The 17957-nt window shown below is 38.7% G+C and carries 22 protein-coding genes and 3 pseudogenes; 23 read left to right on the top strand and 2 right to left on the bottom strand.

What is annotated here, in order from left to right; all coding sequences use genetic code 11:
* Nucleotides 1-5: 5 nt before the first annotated feature.
* Genes DXD11_RS14230 through DXD11_RS08930 form a run of 3 tightly spaced genes read left to right on the top strand, consistent with a single transcriptional unit; the run spans nucleotide 6 to nucleotide 664 of the window.
* The gene (locus DXD11_RS14230; RefSeq protein WP_158579432.1) at nucleotides 6-167 is read left to right on the top strand and encodes a hypothetical protein; all 162 of its coding nucleotides are present in this window, start codon (nucleotides 6-8) and stop codon (nucleotides 165-167) included.
* Nucleotides 164-361 (top strand): helix-turn-helix domain-containing protein, encoded by a 198-nt coding sequence (locus DXD11_RS08925; protein ID WP_118343945.1) that lies wholly within the window; start codon nucleotides 164-166, stop codon nucleotides 359-361. The genes DXD11_RS14230 and DXD11_RS08925 overlap by 4 nt, the downstream gene beginning before the upstream one ends.
* A 15-nt stretch (nucleotides 362-376) precedes the next feature.
* Nucleotides 377-664, top strand: coding sequence for a hypothetical protein (locus DXD11_RS08930; protein ID WP_118592599.1), 288 nt, complete (start codon nucleotides 377-379; stop codon nucleotides 662-664).
* Between the two features lie 365 nt (nucleotides 665-1029).
* Here DXD11_RS08930 and DXD11_RS08935 read toward each other — a convergent pair whose 3' ends face one another.
* The gene (locus DXD11_RS08935) at nucleotides 1030-1560 is read right to left on the bottom strand and encodes a helix-turn-helix domain-containing protein (protein ID WP_009247529.1); all 531 of its coding nucleotides are present in this window, start codon (nucleotides 1558-1560) and stop codon (nucleotides 1030-1032) included.
* Nucleotides 1561-2008: 448 nt separating this feature from the next.
* Between DXD11_RS08935 and DXD11_RS08940 the strand changes: the two genes are divergently transcribed.
* From DXD11_RS08940 to DXD11_RS14710, 13 genes are all read left to right on the top strand, one after another.
* Nucleotides 2009-2197, top strand: coding sequence for a transcriptional regulator (locus tag DXD11_RS08940; RefSeq protein ID WP_009247528.1), 189 nt, complete (start codon nucleotides 2009-2011; stop codon nucleotides 2195-2197).
* Nucleotides 2198-3289: a site-specific integrase gene (locus DXD11_RS08945; protein ID WP_009247527.1), complete on the top strand. Its 1092-nt coding sequence runs from the start codon at nucleotides 2198-2200 to the stop codon at nucleotides 3287-3289.
* Nucleotides 3279-3614, top strand: a complete 336-nt coding sequence (locus tag DXD11_RS08950) for a plasmid mobilization protein (protein ID WP_009247526.1) — start codon at nucleotides 3279-3281, stop codon at nucleotides 3612-3614. Before DXD11_RS08945 ends, DXD11_RS08950 begins: the two co-directional genes overlap by 11 nt.
* Nucleotides 3604-4758 carry an AAA family ATPase gene (locus DXD11_RS08955; RefSeq protein ID WP_009247525.1) on the top strand — a complete coding sequence of 385 codons (1155 nt, stop codon included), beginning with the start codon at nucleotides 3604-3606 and terminating at the stop codon, nucleotides 4756-4758. The genes DXD11_RS08950 and DXD11_RS08955 overlap by 11 nt, the downstream gene beginning before the upstream one ends.
* A gap of 355 nt (nucleotides 4759-5113) precedes the next feature.
* A complete protein-coding gene (locus DXD11_RS08960; protein ID WP_019190307.1) occupies nucleotides 5114-6253 on the top strand; it encodes a plasmid recombination protein in 1140 nt (379 codons plus the stop codon).
* Between the two features lie 26 nt (nucleotides 6254-6279).
* Nucleotides 6280-6657, top strand: coding sequence for a TnpV protein (locus DXD11_RS08965; RefSeq protein ID WP_009247523.1), 378 nt, complete (start codon nucleotides 6280-6282; stop codon nucleotides 6655-6657).
* Nucleotides 6658-7110: 453 nt separating this feature from the next.
* Nucleotides 7111-8655, top strand: a complete 1545-nt coding sequence (locus DXD11_RS08970) for an ATP-binding cassette domain-containing protein (RefSeq protein ID WP_009247522.1) — start codon at nucleotides 7111-7113, stop codon at nucleotides 8653-8655.
* 84 nt (nucleotides 8656-8739) lie between these two features.
* A complete protein-coding gene (locus DXD11_RS08975) occupies nucleotides 8740-9237 on the top strand; it encodes a nucleotidyltransferase domain-containing protein (protein WP_009247521.1) in 498 nt (165 codons plus the stop codon).
* 554 nt (nucleotides 9238-9791) lie between these two features.
* Nucleotides 9792-10475: a response regulator transcription factor gene (locus tag DXD11_RS08980; protein ID WP_187115875.1), complete on the top strand. Its 684-nt coding sequence runs from the start codon at nucleotides 9792-9794 to the stop codon at nucleotides 10473-10475.
* 51 nt (nucleotides 10476-10526) lie between these two features.
* Complete coding sequence (locus DXD11_RS08985; protein ID WP_118758231.1) at nucleotides 10527-11480, top strand: ABC transporter ATP-binding protein; 954 nt, start codon at nucleotides 10527-10529, stop codon at nucleotides 11478-11480.
* Nucleotides 11473-12318: an ABC transporter permease gene (locus DXD11_RS08990; protein WP_118758232.1), complete on the top strand. Its 846-nt coding sequence runs from the start codon at nucleotides 11473-11475 to the stop codon at nucleotides 12316-12318. Before DXD11_RS08985 ends, DXD11_RS08990 begins: the two co-directional genes overlap by 8 nt.
* Before the next feature lie 3 nt (nucleotides 12319-12321).
* Nucleotides 12322-13230 (top strand): sensor histidine kinase, encoded by a 909-nt coding sequence (locus DXD11_RS08995; protein WP_118758233.1) that lies wholly within the window; start codon nucleotides 12322-12324, stop codon nucleotides 13228-13230.
* A gap of 26 nt (nucleotides 13231-13256) precedes the next feature.
* Nucleotides 13257-13391 (top strand): hypothetical protein, encoded by a 135-nt coding sequence (locus DXD11_RS14710; protein ID WP_279220450.1) that lies wholly within the window; start codon nucleotides 13257-13259, stop codon nucleotides 13389-13391.
* A gap of 144 nt (nucleotides 13392-13535) precedes the next feature.
* Here the strand turns inward: DXD11_RS14710 and DXD11_RS09000 are convergent, their stop codons facing one another.
* Nucleotides 13536-14024 carry an XRE family transcriptional regulator gene (locus DXD11_RS09000; RefSeq protein WP_243105845.1) on the bottom strand — a complete coding sequence of 163 codons (489 nt, stop codon included), beginning with the start codon at nucleotides 14022-14024 and terminating at the stop codon, nucleotides 13536-13538.
* On the opposite strand from DXD11_RS09000, the pseudogene DXD11_RS09005 reads away from it, so the two are divergent.
* From DXD11_RS09005 to tnpB, 7 genes and pseudogenes are all read left to right on the top strand, one after another.
* Nucleotides 13967-14155: pseudogene (locus DXD11_RS09005) on the top strand (tyrosine-type recombinase/integrase); the annotation flags it as partial. The gene DXD11_RS09000 and the pseudogene DXD11_RS09005 sit on opposite strands and share 58 nt — an antisense overlap.
* Nucleotides 14152-14549, top strand: a pseudogene (locus DXD11_RS14870) (plasmid mobilization protein). The pseudogenes DXD11_RS09005 and DXD11_RS14870, both read left to right, overlap by 4 nt.
* Nucleotides 14550-14674: 125 nt before the next feature.
* Nucleotides 14675-14839, top strand: coding sequence for a hypothetical protein (locus DXD11_RS09015; protein WP_199688732.1), 165 nt, complete (start codon nucleotides 14675-14677; stop codon nucleotides 14837-14839).
* Between the two features lie 22 nt (nucleotides 14840-14861).
* Nucleotides 14862-15212: pseudogene (locus tag DXD11_RS09020) on the top strand (DUF6061 family protein).
* Nucleotides 15213-15312: 100 nt separating this feature from the next.
* Nucleotides 15313-16605 carry a hypothetical protein gene (locus DXD11_RS09025; RefSeq protein ID WP_118758234.1) on the top strand — a complete coding sequence of 431 codons (1293 nt, stop codon included), beginning with the start codon at nucleotides 15313-15315 and terminating at the stop codon, nucleotides 16603-16605.
* Nucleotides 16606-16995: 390 nt separating this feature from the next.
* Nucleotides 16996-17373, top strand: a complete 378-nt coding sequence (tnpA, locus tag DXD11_RS14160; protein ID WP_133300882.1) for an IS66 family insertion sequence element accessory protein TnpA — start codon at nucleotides 16996-16998, stop codon at nucleotides 17371-17373.
* Entirely contained in the window at nucleotides 17363-17722 is a 360-nt protein-coding gene (gene tnpB / locus DXD11_RS09030; protein WP_118758235.1) for an IS66 family insertion sequence element accessory protein TnpB, read from the top strand. Before tnpA ends, tnpB begins: the two co-directional genes overlap by 11 nt.
* Nucleotides 17723-17957: the final 235 nt, after the last annotated feature.

Genomic DNA, 17957 nt, shown 5'->3' on the forward strand with positions numbered 1-17957 from the left:
ATTATATGATTGATGAAAGATTGAAAGAGCAATACAATCAATCGGTTGTCGAGCTAAAGGAAGCTCTTAAAAGGGAGCGTATTTTTAACAGGATTTACCGAAATATGATTGCGATAATGGATAAATTAGAGAAAATTTTGCGAAAGACAGGGGGAGAAAGAAGATGATTTGCTACGATCGACTGTGGAAAACACTAATTGATAAGCACTTGAAAAAGACAGAGCTTCGGGATAAAATAGGAATCAGTAATGCCACATTAGCGAAGCTTGGTAAAAACGAACCTGTCAATCTTAAAGTTATAGATGCTATATGCCAGGAGCTTGATTGTGATGTTGAAGATGTTTTGGAGATAAAACATTAAATTTAAGGAGGCATTATGTACGTTGAACAGGATAATAAAGTGCATTTTGACAAATCTGATTTAATTGATCCGGTTATTCCTTCTCCGTTTTGGAAAAAACCGTCTATCACAATGACGAATCCAGAGGTTCAAATTATTGCAGAAAATTGTGATAATGAAAAAAATGCACAAGCAGGTGAATCTGATAGATTAGAACATCAGCCTATATTTGATACATATACTGGTATTGACAAAAACATAAATGATGTTATTATGATGTTATTAGAGAACACAAATAAAAGTAATGAAAGTAATCACAAATAAAATTCATAAAATTAGTGGAAAAATTAACGATGAACGTACACAGAAATGCTGTTACGAAATCGAGTTTGAATAAATCGAGTTGCTTAAAAAAGCCAGTGTTTATGCGGGTTTCAGCGATTTCGATTAGTCTTTTGATAACAAATTGATAACAGTCATAGCAAGTGCCATTATTCTTGTTATCCAGTGGTTTATGGGTAACGGAACAATTAACAGGTGGCTTGCAGACTAAAGTTCGGAGCTTGGCTCTGAACAAATTCCATATTATAAACTAAGCCCTTAGCTGTGGTTAATAACCATAGTTAAGGGCTTTTTTGTCGTTGCCAAAGCATCTGTAGGGAGCTGCCAGTGGCAGGTCCTGTAGGTGCTTATTTATCTTTCAAGTGGTCTTTGAATGCTTCCACGAGAGCGTCACTTAATTCCTGTGATGGAACTTTTGCCCAACGCTGTGTGGTGTCGAACTCTGGATAATGGTAACGCCAGTTATCGTATTCTTCTCTGTTGATTTCTTCGGAAGATAGCTTGTCTGCCTGTTCTTTCCAAGCATACAGCATTTTGAGGAGTTCATATGCTTCTCTGCCTTTGTCCTTGTTGACCTTTAAGCATACCTCTCCGTCTGCTTCACTGACAGTAAGACCGTAAATATCTTCAAGGGTAAACAGAGTGTGCATAAGACCGATATAGCTGTCTATGTCAGGAACATCAAGAGCCTGTGGAGAAACATCAAGCACCTGTGCCAATGCATTTGTAAGGTCTGCTTTCGGTTTGCGTGTACCAGTTTCGTACTGTGCCAAACGCACATCAGCACTCTTTTCTGGAAAACCGATTGCTGTACCGAGATACTTTTGTGTCATACCACGCATTAGTCTGAAAAAATGTATTCTTTCGCTGATAGCCATAATGATACGCTCCTTTTATATTTAGTGAAATAAGTATAGCAGAAATGTTTAGTGGAAGTCAAGAAAAACCGAAACAAAAATGTTTAATATTTTCTTTGCAACCACTTGACAATAGCAAATATGTTTAGTAAAATAAATTACGAATTAAACAAATATGCTTAATGCGACAACTGAATGACCGTCCGAAAAGCCAAACCGCCAAGACCTCGTCGGAGCAAGTTCCGTATCGTTCGCTTGTGTGCAAGCACAAAAGCTCATTCGCTGCACTGCTCCTCCTCTTCCCCAAAAGTCTCCGACTTTTCGGGAACCCCTATACGAGCGAGCGCCTGATGTACTGCGGTGCATTGGGACAGCACAGCGCCTGCCGACAAGCAGGAGTGCCTGTTGGAACTTTAACACGGAGAAAGCGGCAAGCAAAAAATTATTTTAAGAAAGGAAGAAAAAGGATATGGAAAACAGATTTATCCGAGCCGAAGATGTGGCTCAGGAACTAAACGTATCAAAACCTTATGCATATAAACTCATCAGACAATTAAATGAGGAATTGAAAGCAAAGGGCTTTATTACGATTGCAGGGCGTGTAAATCGCCAGTATTTTTACGAAAGGCTCTACGGAGCAGGAAAGGGGGAAATGTAAATGCCGGTATTTAAGAATGAAGATAACGGTACTTGGTATGTGATGGCAAGGTATGTGAACTGGAAAGGGGAACGCAAGCAGAAATGCAAGCGTGGCTTTGCTACCAAACGAGAAGCACAGGAATGGGAAAGAATGTTCAAATTGCAGACTTCTTCAGACCTTGATATGAGTTTTGAAGCCTTTACGGAGCTTTATATCAATGATGTGAAGAACCGTTTGAAGGAAAACACGTGGCTTACCAAAGAGCATATCATACGCACAAAGATACTTCCGTATTTCGGGAAACTGAAAATCAGCGAGATTTCCACAAAGGAGATTATTACTTGGCAGAATGAAATGCTTGCCTATCGTGATGAGAAGAAAAAGCCTTATTCACAGACGTATCTGAAAACGCTGCACAATCAGTTGTCCGCCATTTTCAATCACGCTGTCCGCTACTATGAACTGCGTTCCAATCCTGCGGCAAAGGTGGGAAATATGGGACGTGAGGAACACAAGGAAATGCTGTTCTGGACAAAGGAAGAATACAAGAAATTCTCTTTTGAGATGATGGACAAGCCTGTTTCCTTTTATGCGTTTGAAATGCTTTACTGGTGCGGTATCCGAGAGGGCGAGCTGTTAGCTTTGACTCCGGCAGATTTCAACTTTGATAAGGAAACAGTCACAATCAATAAATCCTATCAGCGTTTGAAAGGGCAGGATGTGATTACTTCTCCGAAAACGAAAAAGAGCAACCGCACGATTAAAATGCCGAAGTTTCTGTGTGAGGAAATGAAAGAATATCTCGGTATGCTTTACGGATTGAAGAAGAAAGACCGTATCTTTACGGTGACGAAAAGCTATCTTCATCACGAGATGGACAGAGGGGCAAAGGCGGCAGGCGTGAAGCGTATCCGCATTCACGATCTCCGTCACAGCCACATTTCACTCTTGATTGATATGGGCTTTTCTGCGGTGGCGATTGCTGACCGAGTTGGTCACGAAAGTATTGATATTACTTATCAGTACGCACACCTCTTTCCGTCAAAGCAGATTGAGATGGCAGAAAAATTAGATGATTTAGGGAAAGGAGATTTTGAAAATGTCAGCTAAGAACAGAGATAACAAAAATCGTTGGAGGAATATCACAGTAGGGTTTCGAGTATCGCCCGAAGAAAACGAACTCATTAACAGAGCTGTAGCTCTATCAGGATTGCCAAAACAGGAGTATTGTTACCGCCGTTGCTTAAATCAGGATGTGGTGGTACAGGGCAATCCGAGAGTGTATAAGGCGTTGAAAACGGAATTTGCCACAGTCCTTGCGGAACTGAAAAGGATTGAAGCAGGAAAAGGTGTGGATGATGAACTGCTGAGTGTAATAGAACTGATTTCCATTATTCTCGGCGGTTTGAAAGGAGAGGATGCGAATGGAGAATAAAAAAGAAATGACTATTCCAAATGTATCTGCGGCAACAGATGCGGAACAGTCACTTTCCAAATGTACTGACAATAGTATAGTCAATCAGGATACGGATTTCAAGGGGTACGAGCAATCTTTTGAAGAAATGCAAAGGGAAATACTCAGACAGTTAGACCCTTCCTATCTGAAAACAGTATCAATGACAACGCTGTATGATACGGTGTTTGAGGTTCAGACACCACTTATCGACGGTCTGCTCCAAAGGGGAACTTACCTTTTCGTAGGTTCCCCGAAAGTGGGAAAGAGCTTTATGATGGCACAGCTTGCCTATCATATCAGCACAGGCACACCGCTTTGGGAGTATAAGGTGCGTAAGGCAACGGTGCTTTATTTTGCCCTTGAAGATGATTACCCACGTTTGCAGAAGCGATTGTTTCAGATGTTCGGTGCAAAGGAGACAGGCAATCTGTATTTCGCAACGGAATGTAAAACGGTCAATGGCGGACTGGAAGAACAGATAAGAGGGTTTATGAGGGAACACCCAGACACAGGCTTGATTATCATAGACACCTTAAAGCGTGTGCGTGAAGCAGGCGGAGCAGATTACAGCTACGCAAGTGATTATGATGTTGTGGCAAGGCTGAAAGCGTTGGCAGACAGTTACAAGGTTTCAATGCTTATTGTTCATCATACACGCAAACAAAAATCGGAAGATATATTCGATATGATTTCAGGCACGAATGGTCTGATGGGTGCGGCAGACGGTGCATTTGTTCTCAGTAAGGACAAGCGTACTTCCAACAATGCCACACTTGATGTTGCTGGCAGAGACCAGCAGGATATGAAAATCCATCTTGTAAGGGACAGCGAGCGATTGGTGTGGAACTTTGCAAAATCGGAAACGGAGATGTGGAAAGAACCGCCCGAACCTCTGCTTGAGAAGATAGCGGATACGCTCTTTTCGGAAAGTGACAGATGGGAAGGAACTGCTTCGGAACTTTGCGAAAGGCTTGCGGTGGATATAAAGCCGAATGTACTTTCTTTAAGGCTCAGTATCAACGCAAGCAGGCTGTTTCGTGATTACGGTATCCGTTATCAGAACAGCCGCACACACGACGGAAGAAAGGTTTCACTTTGGAAAGAAACCGAGCAGACGGCGTGACAAACGGTGTCAAAGGTGTCAATGTTTTTGAGAGCAGCACGCTGTGAAAAACATTGTCACCATCGTCACACTTTGACACCGGATAAAGTTTAGGGGAGTGTGCAGAGAGTGCCTTTTCAAAGGCGGCTCTTTGGTCTCGCCTGCTGGCTCGGTCGGTTCGCAGGCGTGTGTGCCACCGGCACACGCTCACCCCTCGGAGAGCCTTCGGAGAACGCAAAACCTGTTTACAGGTCGCATTTTTGATGGGTGTACCCGTCAAAAGTGCTTTTGCGTTACTTTTGACAAAAGTAACAAAACCTGAGAATGTTGAAATTTACAGATGGGAGATGAAAAAATGCAGAGAACGATAAGTGCAATGGTCGGTAAAGGCTCGGTCAATCACAATAGCCGAAAGTTCCGAGCAGAAAATGTAGACGGAACTCGTACTCATCTCAATATCGACTACTGCAATGAAAATATAAAGACAGTTTATCACGAATTGTTTGATGAAGCATTGGAAAGATACAATGCCAAGCAGATAAGGTCAGACCGAAAGATAAAAGATTATTATGAAAAAATCCGAAGTTCCAAGCAGGAAAAACCGTTCCACGAAATCATTTTACAGGTGGGCGGTAAGGGAAATATGAACGCCGATACGGAAAACGGAGAACTGGCAAAGCAGATTTTAGATGAATACTATCAGGGTTTTCAGGAGCGAAATCCACAGCTTCGGGTGTTCTCGGCTCATCTGCATATGGATGAAGCTACACCACATCTGCACATAGATTTTGTACCTTTTACCACAGGCAGCAAGCGTGGACTTGATACAAGAGTGTCACTAAAGCAGGCTCTTGCAACGCAAGGTTTTAAGGGCGGCAGTCGTGGCGATACGGAGTGGTCGCAATGGATACAGTCCGAAAAAGAACAGCTTGCGGCGGTGATGGAACGTTATGGGATTGAGTGGGAACATTTAGGCACACACGAAAAACATCTTTCTGTTTTGGATTATAAAAAGCAGGAAAGAGAAAAAGAAGTGGCGGCATTAGGTGCGAAAATCGAGCAGAAACAGATTGAATTTGATGTGTTGTCGGAACGAGTATTGAACTATGATAAGGCAAAAGACGAGCTGTCAAATCTTGAAATAGAGCTTGATACTGCACCGAAATATCAGTTGCCAGAACCAGAGAAATTTATGACTGCAAAGGCATATAAAACCAAAATGGCAGAGCCGGTTGTAAGGAAATTGAAGCAACTTGTCAAAACGGTGCTTGCCCGCTGCTTTGAGGGGTGGGACAACTATCATAGGCTGAATACAGCGAATGCACAGTTATACCGCACCAATCAGCGTTTGGAGAAAGTCAATGAAAGATTGACCGAAGAAAACAAAATCCTAAAAGCAGAAAATAAAGATTACAGCCTGCTCCGTAAGGTTTTTGGTCGCAAACAGATAGATGATTTGTTGGAGCAGGCAAGAACAGTTAAAGGTCGCAAGCGTGATAATACACGATCACGATAGACAAAAATCACAGGAGGAAAAGGAAAATGACAAAGACAATTTTTGAAGAAATGGGCGGAACTTATAGACAGGTGGGTGATTATTTATTGCCGAACATCACAGTACCAGCCGAAGAAGAAATAGAGCCGATTGGTTTATGGGGGAAACGACATGCAAGGCATTTAAAGGAACACTATAAAGTGTTATATATGAACCTGCTGACAAGCGGAAAGCTGCATAGTTATCTTGCAGAAGTCGATAAGCAAGCAGAGGATATGTTTCTTCGACTGGTAAAGGAATATGCCGACAGACAAGATGTGACGGAACAATTAAAGAAAGATAATCCCTACGAATGGATTGGAAGAATGAATAATATTCAGGCTTGTGTGAGGGAAGTTGTAGGAACGGAGTTGATTTACACATAAGCGTTTTACGGTATGGTGCTCCTGCGTTTGCTGGAGTGCTGTGGTTGTGGTTGTAAAGAGGTTGTGAAAGATTGAATTTCGTAATGGTTGGATGTATAATTAGGAAGTGAAAATTTTAATTTGCACTTCCATAAGGTGAAATGTATTGACACAAAAAATACAGTATGATAGTATTGCCATTAGAAGAAAGAAAGGCACATTTTGTGTAAGGTGAGGAAATGATTAATAGATAATTTGATTTAAGTAAGACACATATAGTTATTGAGCCTGTAGAGAATAGGTTTGTTTTGTGTACGCTTAAGTTGGATTATTGCAAGAGGCATTTCCTTTGTTTTCCTTTTGGAAAAGAAATAAGGGGCTATTTAGCGAGTCTATTTTTGCGTATGCAAAAAAGACTCGTTTTTGTGTGTTCAAAATAATAATTGGCTCAGACTTCGAAAAGGAGAAACTTTAATGTTGCAGATAAAAAAATTAAATTTAACACATAAAAAAGACCTGAGAATAATTCTTAATGATTTCAACCTTGTGCTAAATGATGGAGATAAGGCAGTTATTATTGGAGAAGAGGGAAATGGGAAATCGACATTAATGAAGTGGATATACAATCCGTCGCTTGTAGAAAACTATATAGAAGCAGATGGGGAAAGGATAATGGGACACGAACGTCTTGGTTATCTTCCGCAGGAGATGCTCGATGAAGATAAGGAAAAAACAATATACGAATATTTTTCTGAAGAGGAAATATTCTGGGAGAAAACGCCTAAAGAATTGTCTGTTATTGCGGGAAAATTTGGAATGAAAAATGATTTTTTCTACAGTAACCAGACAATGGGTAGTCTTTCAGGAGGCGAAAAAGTCAAGACACAACTTATGAGGCTTTTCATTCGCGATGTTTCTGTGCTGTTGTTGGACGAACCTTCCAATGACATCGACATTGCGACGCTTACATTACTGGAAAAAATCATAAATGACTGGAAGCACATTGTGCTTTTTATTTCACACGATGAAACGCTGATAGAGCGTACTGCCAACATGGTGATACATATCGAGCAGATTATACGAAAAACAAAGGCGAGATATACCGTGGCAAAGCTTCCCTATAGACGCTATGTGGAAGAACGGCTTCATAAATTTGAAATCCAAAAACAGCGGGCACTGAGTGACCGTAGGGAGAAAAAGATTCGCGATGAAAAATATCAAAGAGTTATGCAGAGTGTACAAGGTGCATTAAGAAGTTGTACCAGACAAGCACCGTCTGTTGCCAAAAACTTAAAGGACAAAATGCATACGGTTAAGGCAATGGAACGAAGATTTGAAAAAGAAGATGAAAATATGACTCAGATGCCGGAACAGGAAGAAGCAATCTTTGTCAAATTAGGGGATGAAAACTCACACATTCCCGCAGGAAAAACGGTCATAGAATATGAACTTTCAAAGCTTGTGACTCCGGATGGCAAAAGAATTTTAGCAGAAGGAATTCATTTAAAAATAAAAGGTTCAGAAAAAATCTGTATGATAGGAGCCAACGGGGCAGGAAAAACGACTCTTCTAAAAAAGATAGCGGAAGAACTCCTAAATCGGAATGACATTAAAGCAGAATATATGCCTCAAACTTATGAAGACCTGCTGGATTTGGATGTTACACCGGTTGATTACCTTGATAAAACAGGAGATAAAGAAGAGCGTACAAGAATTAGAACATACCTTGGTTCACTTAAATACACACCAGATGAAATGGAGCATCCGATTCGGGAGTTATCAGGCGGACAAAAGGCGAAAGTGCTTCTCTTGAGGATGAGCTTAAGTGGTGCAAATGTTCTTATTCTGGATGAACCGACAAGAAATTTTTCACCATTGTCCGGTCCGGTAATAAGAAAAATGCTCCGAGAATTTCCGGGGGCTGTCATTAGCATTTCTCACGATAGAAAGTATATTGAAGAGGTGTGCGATAAAATATATCAGCTAAATCCTAATGGATTACAGCTAATTGGTGATTGATAACAAAAAGGATGAAAGACTGACAAATTTCAGGCTTTTAGTGAGTTGGAAAGCATACAAAGATTTGAATTTGGAGGATAGATTATGGTACGTACAGAAGATGCATGTGAAATTATAAAATATGCTTTGCAAAACGAAATTAAAGTATATTTAGATGGCGGATGGGGTGTTGATGCACTTCTTAAAAGAGAATCAAGAATACACAATGATATTGATTTGTTTGTTGAACTGAAACATTATCATGATTATATTTATGTGATTAAGCAGCATGGATTTGAGGAAGTAAATACTGATTATACAACGGATGGTCATACTGTCTGGAAAGATGATAAACAAAGAATCATTGATTTACATTGTTTTGAATTTACAGATGACGGAATTGTTTATGAGGGAGATATATTTCCATCAAAAACTTTTTCCGGTATTGGAAAAGTTGGAGATATAACTGTTTCTTGTATTGAACCATTGAGTCAGGTAATGCTTCATTTGGGATATGAACACGATAAAAATGATGTGCATGATGTGATGCTGTTGTGTGAAACATTTCAAATAGCAATACCAGATGAATATAAGGAAAAGTAAAATTTCAGTTTTGTGTTGAATCTCTAAGCAAAATAGCTTATAATTTGACATGCTACATATAGTTATTATCCACAGTTATCGAGTAGGTGTTATCAATGCCGATAACAAAATGATAACATTAGCTCGTATAGGCAGGATAATATGGATATATCAAATAATCAAAAGAACGAGAAACATTACAGAGAATAATTCCTAAACAAAAAGCGTTAGTCTTTGTAGAGTTTGAATAACGGATTAAAATGCCGAAAGCCTGTATTTATGCGGGCTTCCGGCATTTGTTTTATCAAATGGCTCTAGTTTGGCTCTATTTGTGGGCGGGATAAGGGTTGCGAAAGCACTGATGGAGAAATAAAGACATAATGGTAAGGAAAAAGTGATATATGCATCTTGGAAGCACAGCAATACTGAAAATTATAAGTTCAGCTGGAACAAAAAGTATGTTATGTACTGGAGAATTCCGGGAATCTGTGGGGAGTAATTGCGGGAAAAAAGGGAAAAGCGTATAATGCAAGAAAATAATGTTTTCACAGTGTAAAATAGAGGAGAGAACTATCATGCAGAAAATACTGATTGTAGAAGATGATACAAATATCAATAATCTGCTTCAGGAAGCATTATCCAAAGCAGGCTATTCCTGTGAGCAGGCGTTTTCCGGAACTGAGGCAAAGCTGCTTTTGAATATGCAGGAGCATAGCTATGCACTGGTGTTGCTGGATTTGATGTTGCCGGGAATTACAGGAGAAGCAGTTCTGGAGGAAATACGGAAAAAGGGAAATCTTCCGGTTATTGTTTTGACTGCGAAAGATAGCTTGGATGAAAAGGTAAAGGTTTTAACTAGTGGGGCTGATGATTATATAACGAAACCTTTTGAAATCAGAGAGGTACTGGCAAGAATTAAGGTACAGCTTCGTCATACAGAAGAAAAGGAAATAAAAGAATCTAACCTTTCGTTCAGAGAGATGGTATTGAACAAAGCTACTTTTCAGGTCAGCATTGGTGGAAAAATACTTCCTAAGATAACAAGACAGGAGTTTGCGATTTTAGAATTACTGCTCAGAAATCCGAAGCAGGTTTTCAGTAAAGAGGACATTTTTGAATATGCGTGGGACGAACCATATATGGGTGAAACAAAAACTCTGGATGTACATATAAGCAATATTCGTAAAAAGATAAAAACAGTTACATCTGAGGAATATATTGAAACAGTCTGGGGAATCGGTTATCGTCTTCATCTATAATCTTTACTCTTTTTTTACTATTTATTTGCGTTTGATTAGGATTATTCCTTTATGATAAATGCAGATAAGAAAAAGGAGATGAAAAACTTGAGCGAAATGTTATTGGAAACAAGAAATTTGACTAAGCAATATGGACACCATAAAGCTGTGGACAGTGTCAATATGCATATTAAAAAAGGTGCTATTTATGGTTTTATCGGTCGGAATGGAGCTGGGAAGACAACTTGTCTGAAGATGATCAGTGGACTTTCCAAGCCAACTTGTGGAGAAATCGAGATGTTCGGATACAAGGGAAAGGATTTGCAAAAAGTTCGATCACGGATAGGATGTCTGATTGAGGCACCGGGACTTTATGGAAATATGACTGCATATGAAAATCTGAATATCAAATGCAAGCTGTTTGGAATACAGAAAAAAAGTTATATTGAAGAAATATTGAGAATTATCGGTCTGGAGGATGTGGGAAAGAAAAAAACAAAACATTTTTCACTTGGAATGAAACAGCGTTTGGGAATTGGTCTTGCTTTGGTTGGAGAACCAGATTTATTAGTTCTTGATGAGCCAATCAATGGATTGGATCCACAGGGTATTGCAGAGATCCGGGATACGATTCAGAGACTTCAGAAAGAGAAGAATATGACAATATGCATTTCCAGTCATATTCTTGAGGAATTATCGAAGATTGCTACTGATTATGGAATTATTCATAATGGAAGTTTAATACAGGAAATTACAAGAGAAGAATTAATAAGAAGATGCAGTGAACGGATAGAGTTGACATTGGATCATCCGAAACAGGCGATTCCGGTGCTGGATTCTATGGGATTTACCAACTATCAGGTAACAGATAAAGAGCATATTCATATTTTTGAACGATTGAATGAAAGTGCAGCGTTGAATATGGAACTTGCAAAGTCAGGAATTCCGGTAAAAGGGATTTCCATAACCAGTGAAGAACTGGAAACTTATTTTCTGAATCTGACGGGAGGTGCGGATCATGCTTAATATAATAAAAATGGATTTATACCGGATGCTTAAAACCAAAAGTATGTATGTAATCTGGATCGTACTGGCAGCAATATTATTGATTACAACATCTTTATGCAAGACGGATTATGAGCTTTTGACTGAAAAGGATGCCATGGAACAGGAGCAGGTTACTGAACCTACTGTGGATAATATTAATGTGGGAATGATGGTAACGCTGCCTACGGAGCCGGGAGAAAAGGTGACGGTATATGATATCTTTTTTGCCAATTCCCAAGGAAAATTGTATGCACTGCTTTTGGTGATTTTTACTGTTCTGTTTTCAACAGCGGATATCAGTAGCGGATATATTAAGAACATAGGAGGTCAGGTTAGAAATAGAGGAACTCTGATTTTTTCCAGGGCAATTGCTTTGGCTGTCTTTACGGTACTGACAATGGCAGGTGCATTCTTATTTCAGGCAGCGGCGAATGGTATTGTTTTCGGGGAATTGGAATGGGGAAATACAAAGGCAATTTTATCTTATTTTATGACTGAACTGGCTCTTCATTATGCACTTGTGCTGATTTGTATGGCGATTGCAATTATTTTGAAAAATAATGTAATCAGCATGGTCATTGCTGTCTGTCTTAGCATGAATGTAATGACCATTGTGTATGGGGTGATCAATAGTGCCATTCAAAAAATAGGAATTCAGAATTTCCAGATTTATAAGTATACGATAACAGGAGAATTATCACTGCTTCCTATGAATCCGAGTGGAAATGAGTGTTTGGCGGCATTTGGTGTGGCAATAGTGTTCATCGTTATGATGATATCAGTAAGCAGCGTTGTTTTTCAAAAGAGGGATATTTAACGGATGTATATCGTAATTGGGATATTAGCAGGAATTATTATCTTACAATTTATTATTATGTGGAAATACCAGCGGCAGGTGAAAGACATCTGCCGCCAATTGGCGTTTATGATGAAACATGACAGTAACATGTTGATTAACCATGAATTTGATGTGGGTGGAATAGGAAAGCTTTCTGACAAGTTGAATGAGTTTCTGGAACTGCGAAGAAAAGAGAAGCAGCATTATCAGGAGAAAGAAGCTCTGATTGCGGACACTTATACAAATCTTTCTCATGATATCCGCACACCACTGACATCTTTGGACGGATATTTCCAGCTAATGGAAGAATGTGAAAATATAGAGGATCAGAAACGTTATTTAAGCATTATCCACGAAAGAATTCATAGTCTGAATGAAATGTTGGAAGAACTTTTTATGTTTACAAAGTTAAAAAACGAATCTTACAGTTTGGAATTGACATTGTGCTGTATGAACCGGATTTTGAAAGAAACAGTTTTTTCATACTATGATGAATGGGTAAGAATGGAAATTCAGCCGGATATTCAGATTACGGAAGAACAGTTGTATATACATGGAAACAGGCAGGGACTCCGCCGTGTTATCCAGAATGTGATAAAAAATGGGCTGGATCATGGAGAAAAGAAGATTAGCATTGTGTTGGAACGTGATCAAAATCAGGTGGTGCTTAGAATCAGCAATCAGGTTACACATCCAGAACAGATTAATATAGATCAGGTATTTGAGCGATTTTATAAAGCAGATGTTGCCAGAAGTAAAACATCTACTGGATTGGGACTATCTATTGCAAAGGAGTTGGTTAGTCGGATGGATGGAGAGATTGAAGCAAAAATAGAAAAAAAAGAGTTTATTGTTGAAATGAACTTTCCGATTGTAACCGATGCTAAATAGTATTTTGCGACGTAGAGGTGGCGCCGATGGCGGCTTATGAGATTATTTCGATTTTCATTGGGATATTAGCATTGTTGATGTCCTTTGGTAGCTTGATTGTAGCGTTGCTTGCCTTTCTCGATAAAGAGAAAAGCTCTTCGAGGAAGAGCAGACGAAAATAAAAATGCCTATCCTGTCTGCCAACAGGATAGGCGGTGTCCTTAAGGACATTCATTAACCTAAACTCGGAGCATCCACCTTTGGAGTGGGTGCTTTCTGTTTAATTAGATATTATCATCTTATGTTTGATAATTCAGGAGGTTTTACTAATTTGGATAATTTTTTACAGTAAGGCGGTCAGTGCCTTTTTTGACAACCATATTGTCATCAAGTAGGTGTTGCTTGATTTCTTCGATATTTTCATTGATATGCTGCAAACTGTCAGTATACTCTTCTTCTGAATATTCATCTTTAGCATTTAGCATATTTTCACGAATTTCCAAATCTTTCATATAGGTACAGAGTTTTTTATTGATGAGTTTGTTCTTAAAGGACAGCTTAACAGTAGCAGGTTTGAAATTGCCATCATCGTCCTTATCTGCCTCAAATTTCATATCAATCTGGTCATCCAGTTTAAACAGTAATGATAATACATCAAAAACTGTTTCTATATCAAAATCCATGAAAATGTTAATGCTGATGCCTAGCTCATTGGCAATCTTTAAAAGCTGGTCAGGTTTTGGATTACGGATTTCATATTCATGATCTGCGTCACAGCCACGCATCACTTCTGGTGGAGCTTGGATTTCAGCCATTGGCAATAGCAGAGCGGCTGGGACATGAAAAGATAGAAACAACATTAAATACTTATTCACATTTATACCCCAATAAGCAGGCAGAACTGGCAGACAGATTAGAACTGGAGAATGAGGAGGACGAGTTATGAGCGGAGTACACAAACATCCAACAATCAGCTTTCGTGTATCGGACAGAGAGCGGGAAATGATTGAAGCCAAGATACTTGCAAGCGGTATGCAGAAGAAAGATTATTTTGTACGTTCCTGCATTTATAACAGAATATGTGTTGTAGGAAAGAGGTCATTTACCAGCTTGTAGAGGAACTGCAGAATATGCAGACAAATCTCTCAGAACTGGTAGAACAACTGGAACAGCAGGAGATAACACTTACTGCTGATGGATTGGAAGATATGCGAAATGACTGTATGGATATGTTACAGGCGATTATTGCAATGCTGGATGGTGCAAAGTATCTCTGGCAGGGAGTACAGATTGATAAAGAAAAAAGTCCTGACAGCGGTAACTGTTTGGACTTGCGGTAACAAAAGAAAACCTCTGTTACACCTGTAAATACAACTAGAGTATAGCAGAGGTTCTTCTTAGGAGCAAATAAAAGATTTGAATATTGTCAGATGATGTGGAGTTTTACAAGGGCAAGATTAAGGATATGAGTGATAGGACAGAGCTGTTGCAGGAAAAGGCTGATGATCTGGAGCGTGTGAAGAAATATGCCGGTGCAGAGCAGATTGATACGATTATTCGTAAGGCAAAGGAACAGGAGCGTATAGAGCAGCAGATAAGGCGGTATGACAGGTCTTATGGGAAAAGATAATGAGAAGGATGGATTGGATGAGATGAAAGATAATCGAACGGATAATATCGAGGAATGTGCTTATAACATGGATAATGGCTATGTTGAGGTGTGGTTTACAGATGGAAATATGTTACGGATAAAGTGCGAAGAAGTGGAGGCTGCTCTGAGGACAACATAGCAGTCTCTGGCGAAACTGCATAGGTTGTTGGATAACAAGCCGATAGAGTATGTGGCAATGGCATTGTCCGGGGAAATGCAGGTATATTGTGATATTGAGGATGATATGGTTAAGGGAATGTTTGGGACGATTGTGCAGGGGTATCTGAAGAATGGGTATAACAGGGTTACAGCGGAGATGATGGCTAGGGAGTTTTTTAGGTATGAGAGTTGAAAAATCTAATATTGATAGATTCTTTCAAAATGAAGTTTGTTGTAGTATATATATTATTAAGTAAAGACACGAGTGCTCTTTGTAATTGGAGGTAGATTAGATGGAATGGAATGAATTTTGCGAAAAAGTTTCTAGGATGTTAGGAAATTGGAAAAATAGATTGCAATTTAATTATGATAATAATAAAATTTCATACATTATTGCGACACAGGAGTACATATATACAATAGACAATTATAATGATTTAAGGCAGCAAGCAGAACAATATGATTTTGAGAGATATTCAATATGTGATGGAAATAGTTATGAATCAGTTGTTGATATACCAGATATTGATTCAAGACGACGTTTTTCCATAGGGCTTGAGGATAAATTGACGGAATTAATTGTAAGTGATGAAGAGGCTGATATTACATATTCGTTTCATGAAATCTCGAGACAATTGATTTGGTATGTTATTAAAGACTTTGATGTAAGAAAAAGAGTCTTTTCTAGTGTTCCATCTCAGTTTTTTGAACGTAGGTGTGAAACTTTAGCAGAAAAAGACATATTTAGCTTGATAAAAATGATTACACGTTTACCATTGGCGGTATATATAGAAACGAATACAAAAAAGAATAGGGAGCAATTACAAAGGTATGCTAAATCGTATTTATTCAACGTTGCATATAATTTTGATTTTGTATTTAAAGCGGTAACGGAAATAGATGATTTATTTCCACAAAGAAATGTTTTGCCAAGAAGAAGAATTCAGAATATTTCAGAACTTATGGCACCTCAACTTTTGTATAAAGAGCAATTAGTTGAACAATATTATATGGCATTAACTTCTGAGGAACCTTTTGTAAAGTTTGTAGGATTTTATCATATAATGGAACATTTTTATGAAGAAGTGTATAACGAAGATATTTTTAAAAGTGTGCAACATATTATACAGCACCCCGGCTTTTCGGCAAAAAGGACGAAAGATATCGTTAAGATTGTGGATTTAATAAAAAAGAAAAATAGACAAAATAAGGAAGAGTTTCAAGGCTCAGAATTGGAAGCACTAGAATTGACCTTGAGAAAATTTGTTAATATAAGTGAGTTGATTAATGACTTGACAGAATTTAGTAATTCTATTGTGGATTATTATAAATCGTCAGAGGTTAGTTTTTCAAAAGGAGATACTGTTGATTTAAGAGATGCTTCAAATGAAAAAGTGTATAAAAAGTTAGCAGCAAGAATATATAAGACTAGAAATGCGTTAGTACATAGTAAATCGAATGAAAGTCGCTTAAGTGAAAGAGGTGTATATAATCCCTTTGCAAATAGCCAAGAATTAACAATGGAAATTCCATTAATGAGATATATTTCTGAAGCAATAATAATCAATTCGGCTTCGCCATTGTAATGGAAAGTTTTGGCTCCATATTGGCTCTAAAAATTTTAGATTAGGTACACAAAAATGCGAAATAAGATGAATATGAAGAATAAAACGCACAAATGTGTACTGAGCAGAAACCAGATAAATCTCTCCGCCCAAGAGTTTGAGTAGAAAATGATAGTTGCGTGAGTAAAAATGAAGAAAGACGTTATATCCGTATTATTTGAATAGAAGGGTATGATGTCTTTTTTCTTGTCTTGTGAAAAAATAAATATACTGTACTGGATAATGATATATAGTGGAATGAAGGTAAACGCTCCATAGCCGGTACCTACCCATCTTACCCGAATTTTTTTATAATTACCTCAACTAGTTGGAAAATAAGAGCGAAAAATCCAAATATTCGGGAGGTAGATTATGGCGACACGACTTGCTATTCTGGAAAAGCAGCTTGTGACTTGGACCGCGATTATTCAGGAATGCAGGAACAGCGGCATGAAAACAAAGGACTGGCTTGCTGAAAATAAAATATCAAAGGATCAGTATTACTACTGGTTTAAGCAGCTGAGACTGGTGGCATGCATGCAAAGTTCAGGCTCTCAGCCTGAATTGCCAGTTGAAACTGAGAAACCACAAATAGTCAAACTTGAATGCGCTGATTATCAGAATGACCTTGATTCGTGCAGCAGTTCAAAGATAAGGATAGACCGCGGCAGCATACACATAGAGATCGCTGGCGGTGCTGCTCCCGCAGTGATACGTTCCATCATGGAGGTTCTTGTAGATGCTGAATGATGCAGTTGGTTTTTCTGAAATATACATAGTATGTGGCAGAACAGATCTTAGGTATGGTATAGACAGCCTTGCCGGAGTTCTCAGATCCCTTGGCATAGAGAACCCTGCAACAGCGGGTACGCTTTATCTATTCTGCGGAAGAAGATCTGACAGGATCAAGGGCCTTGTATGGGAAGGTGATGGATTTCTCCTCCTGTACAAGAAACTTGCAAATGGTTCATTTCAGTGGCCGCGCAATGCAAGCGAAGTTAAAAGTCTCACACCAAAACAATTCAGATGGCTGATGGAGGGGCTTACTATAGAACCACGAAAGGCAGTTAAAGAGGTATCCTTCGAATATATGAGCTGATAAATATTTGTGCATAATGGAGAAAAATATATCTTGTGTTTCTAAATCCTAAAGAGCTGTCAAAGTTCATCAAAATACAAGTCATACATAGCTGTATTAATTAATTTCAGTCAGATAATGGCAAAAATCATCTTCAATCATTTCTAAGATAAAAGACAGCTTACAGGCACTATAAAAGCGTATTTATTCATAGTCATTATGACGAACAGATAAAGTCCCTGAATTAGCCAATTTT

This window comes from Coprococcus sp. TF11-13 (assembly GCF_003481085.1).
Classification (GTDB): domain Bacteria; phylum Bacillota; class Clostridia; order Lachnospirales; family Lachnospiraceae; genus Coprococcus; species Coprococcus aceti.

Excerpts from the sequence above, each read along its gene's own strand:
- DXD11_RS14230 (WP_158579432.1), top strand. The coding sequence starts at position 6 with ATGATTGATGAAAGATTGAAAGAGCAATACAATCAATCGGTTGTCGAG.
- DXD11_RS08925 (WP_118343945.1), top strand. The coding sequence starts at position 164 with ATGATTTGCTACGATCGACTGTGGAAAACACTAATTGATAAGCACTTG.
- DXD11_RS08930 (WP_118592599.1), top strand. The coding sequence starts at position 377 with ATGTACGTTGAACAGGATAATAAAGTGCATTTTGACAAATCTGATTTA.
- DXD11_RS08935 (WP_009247529.1), bottom strand. The coding sequence starts at position 1,560 with ATGGCTATCAGCGAAAGAATACATTTTTTCAGACTAATGCGTGGTATG.
- DXD11_RS08940 (WP_009247528.1), top strand. The coding sequence starts at position 2,009 with ATGGAAAACAGATTTATCCGAGCCGAAGATGTGGCTCAGGAACTAAAC.
- DXD11_RS08945 (WP_009247527.1), top strand. The coding sequence starts at position 2,198 with ATGCCGGTATTTAAGAATGAAGATAACGGTACTTGGTATGTGATGGCA.
- DXD11_RS08950 (WP_009247526.1), top strand. The coding sequence starts at position 3,279 with ATGTCAGCTAAGAACAGAGATAACAAAAATCGTTGGAGGAATATCACA.
- DXD11_RS08955 (WP_009247525.1), top strand. The coding sequence starts at position 3,604 with ATGGAGAATAAAAAAGAAATGACTATTCCAAATGTATCTGCGGCAACA.
- DXD11_RS08960 (WP_019190307.1), top strand. The coding sequence starts at position 5,114 with ATGGTCGGTAAAGGCTCGGTCAATCACAATAGCCGAAAGTTCCGAGCA.
- DXD11_RS08965 (WP_009247523.1), top strand. The coding sequence starts at position 6,280 with ATGACAAAGACAATTTTTGAAGAAATGGGCGGAACTTATAGACAGGTG.
- DXD11_RS08970 (WP_009247522.1), top strand. The coding sequence starts at position 7,111 with ATGTTGCAGATAAAAAAATTAAATTTAACACATAAAAAAGACCTGAGA.
- DXD11_RS08975 (WP_009247521.1), top strand. The coding sequence starts at position 8,740 with ATGGTACGTACAGAAGATGCATGTGAAATTATAAAATATGCTTTGCAA.
- DXD11_RS08980 (WP_187115875.1), top strand. The coding sequence starts at position 9,792 with ATGCAGAAAATACTGATTGTAGAAGATGATACAAATATCAATAATCTG.
- DXD11_RS08985 (WP_118758231.1), top strand. The coding sequence starts at position 10,527 with ATGATAAATGCAGATAAGAAAAAGGAGATGAAAAACTTGAGCGAAATG.
- DXD11_RS08990 (WP_118758232.1), top strand. The coding sequence starts at position 11,473 with ATGCTTAATATAATAAAAATGGATTTATACCGGATGCTTAAAACCAAA.
- DXD11_RS08995 (WP_118758233.1), top strand. The coding sequence starts at position 12,322 with ATGTATATCGTAATTGGGATATTAGCAGGAATTATTATCTTACAATTT.
- DXD11_RS14710 (WP_279220450.1), top strand. The coding sequence starts at position 13,257 with ATGGCGGCTTATGAGATTATTTCGATTTTCATTGGGATATTAGCATTG.
- DXD11_RS09000 (WP_243105845.1), bottom strand. The coding sequence starts at position 14,024 with ATGGCTGAAATCCAAGCTCCACCAGAAGTGATGCGTGGCTGTGACGCA.
- DXD11_RS09015 (WP_199688732.1), top strand. The coding sequence starts at position 14,675 with ATGAGTGATAGGACAGAGCTGTTGCAGGAAAAGGCTGATGATCTGGAG.
- DXD11_RS09025 (WP_118758234.1), top strand. The coding sequence starts at position 15,313 with ATGGAATGGAATGAATTTTGCGAAAAAGTTTCTAGGATGTTAGGAAAT.
- tnpA (WP_133300882.1), top strand. The coding sequence starts at position 16,996 with ATGGCGACACGACTTGCTATTCTGGAAAAGCAGCTTGTGACTTGGACC.
- tnpB (WP_118758235.1), top strand. The coding sequence starts at position 17,363 with ATGCTGAATGATGCAGTTGGTTTTTCTGAAATATACATAGTATGTGGC.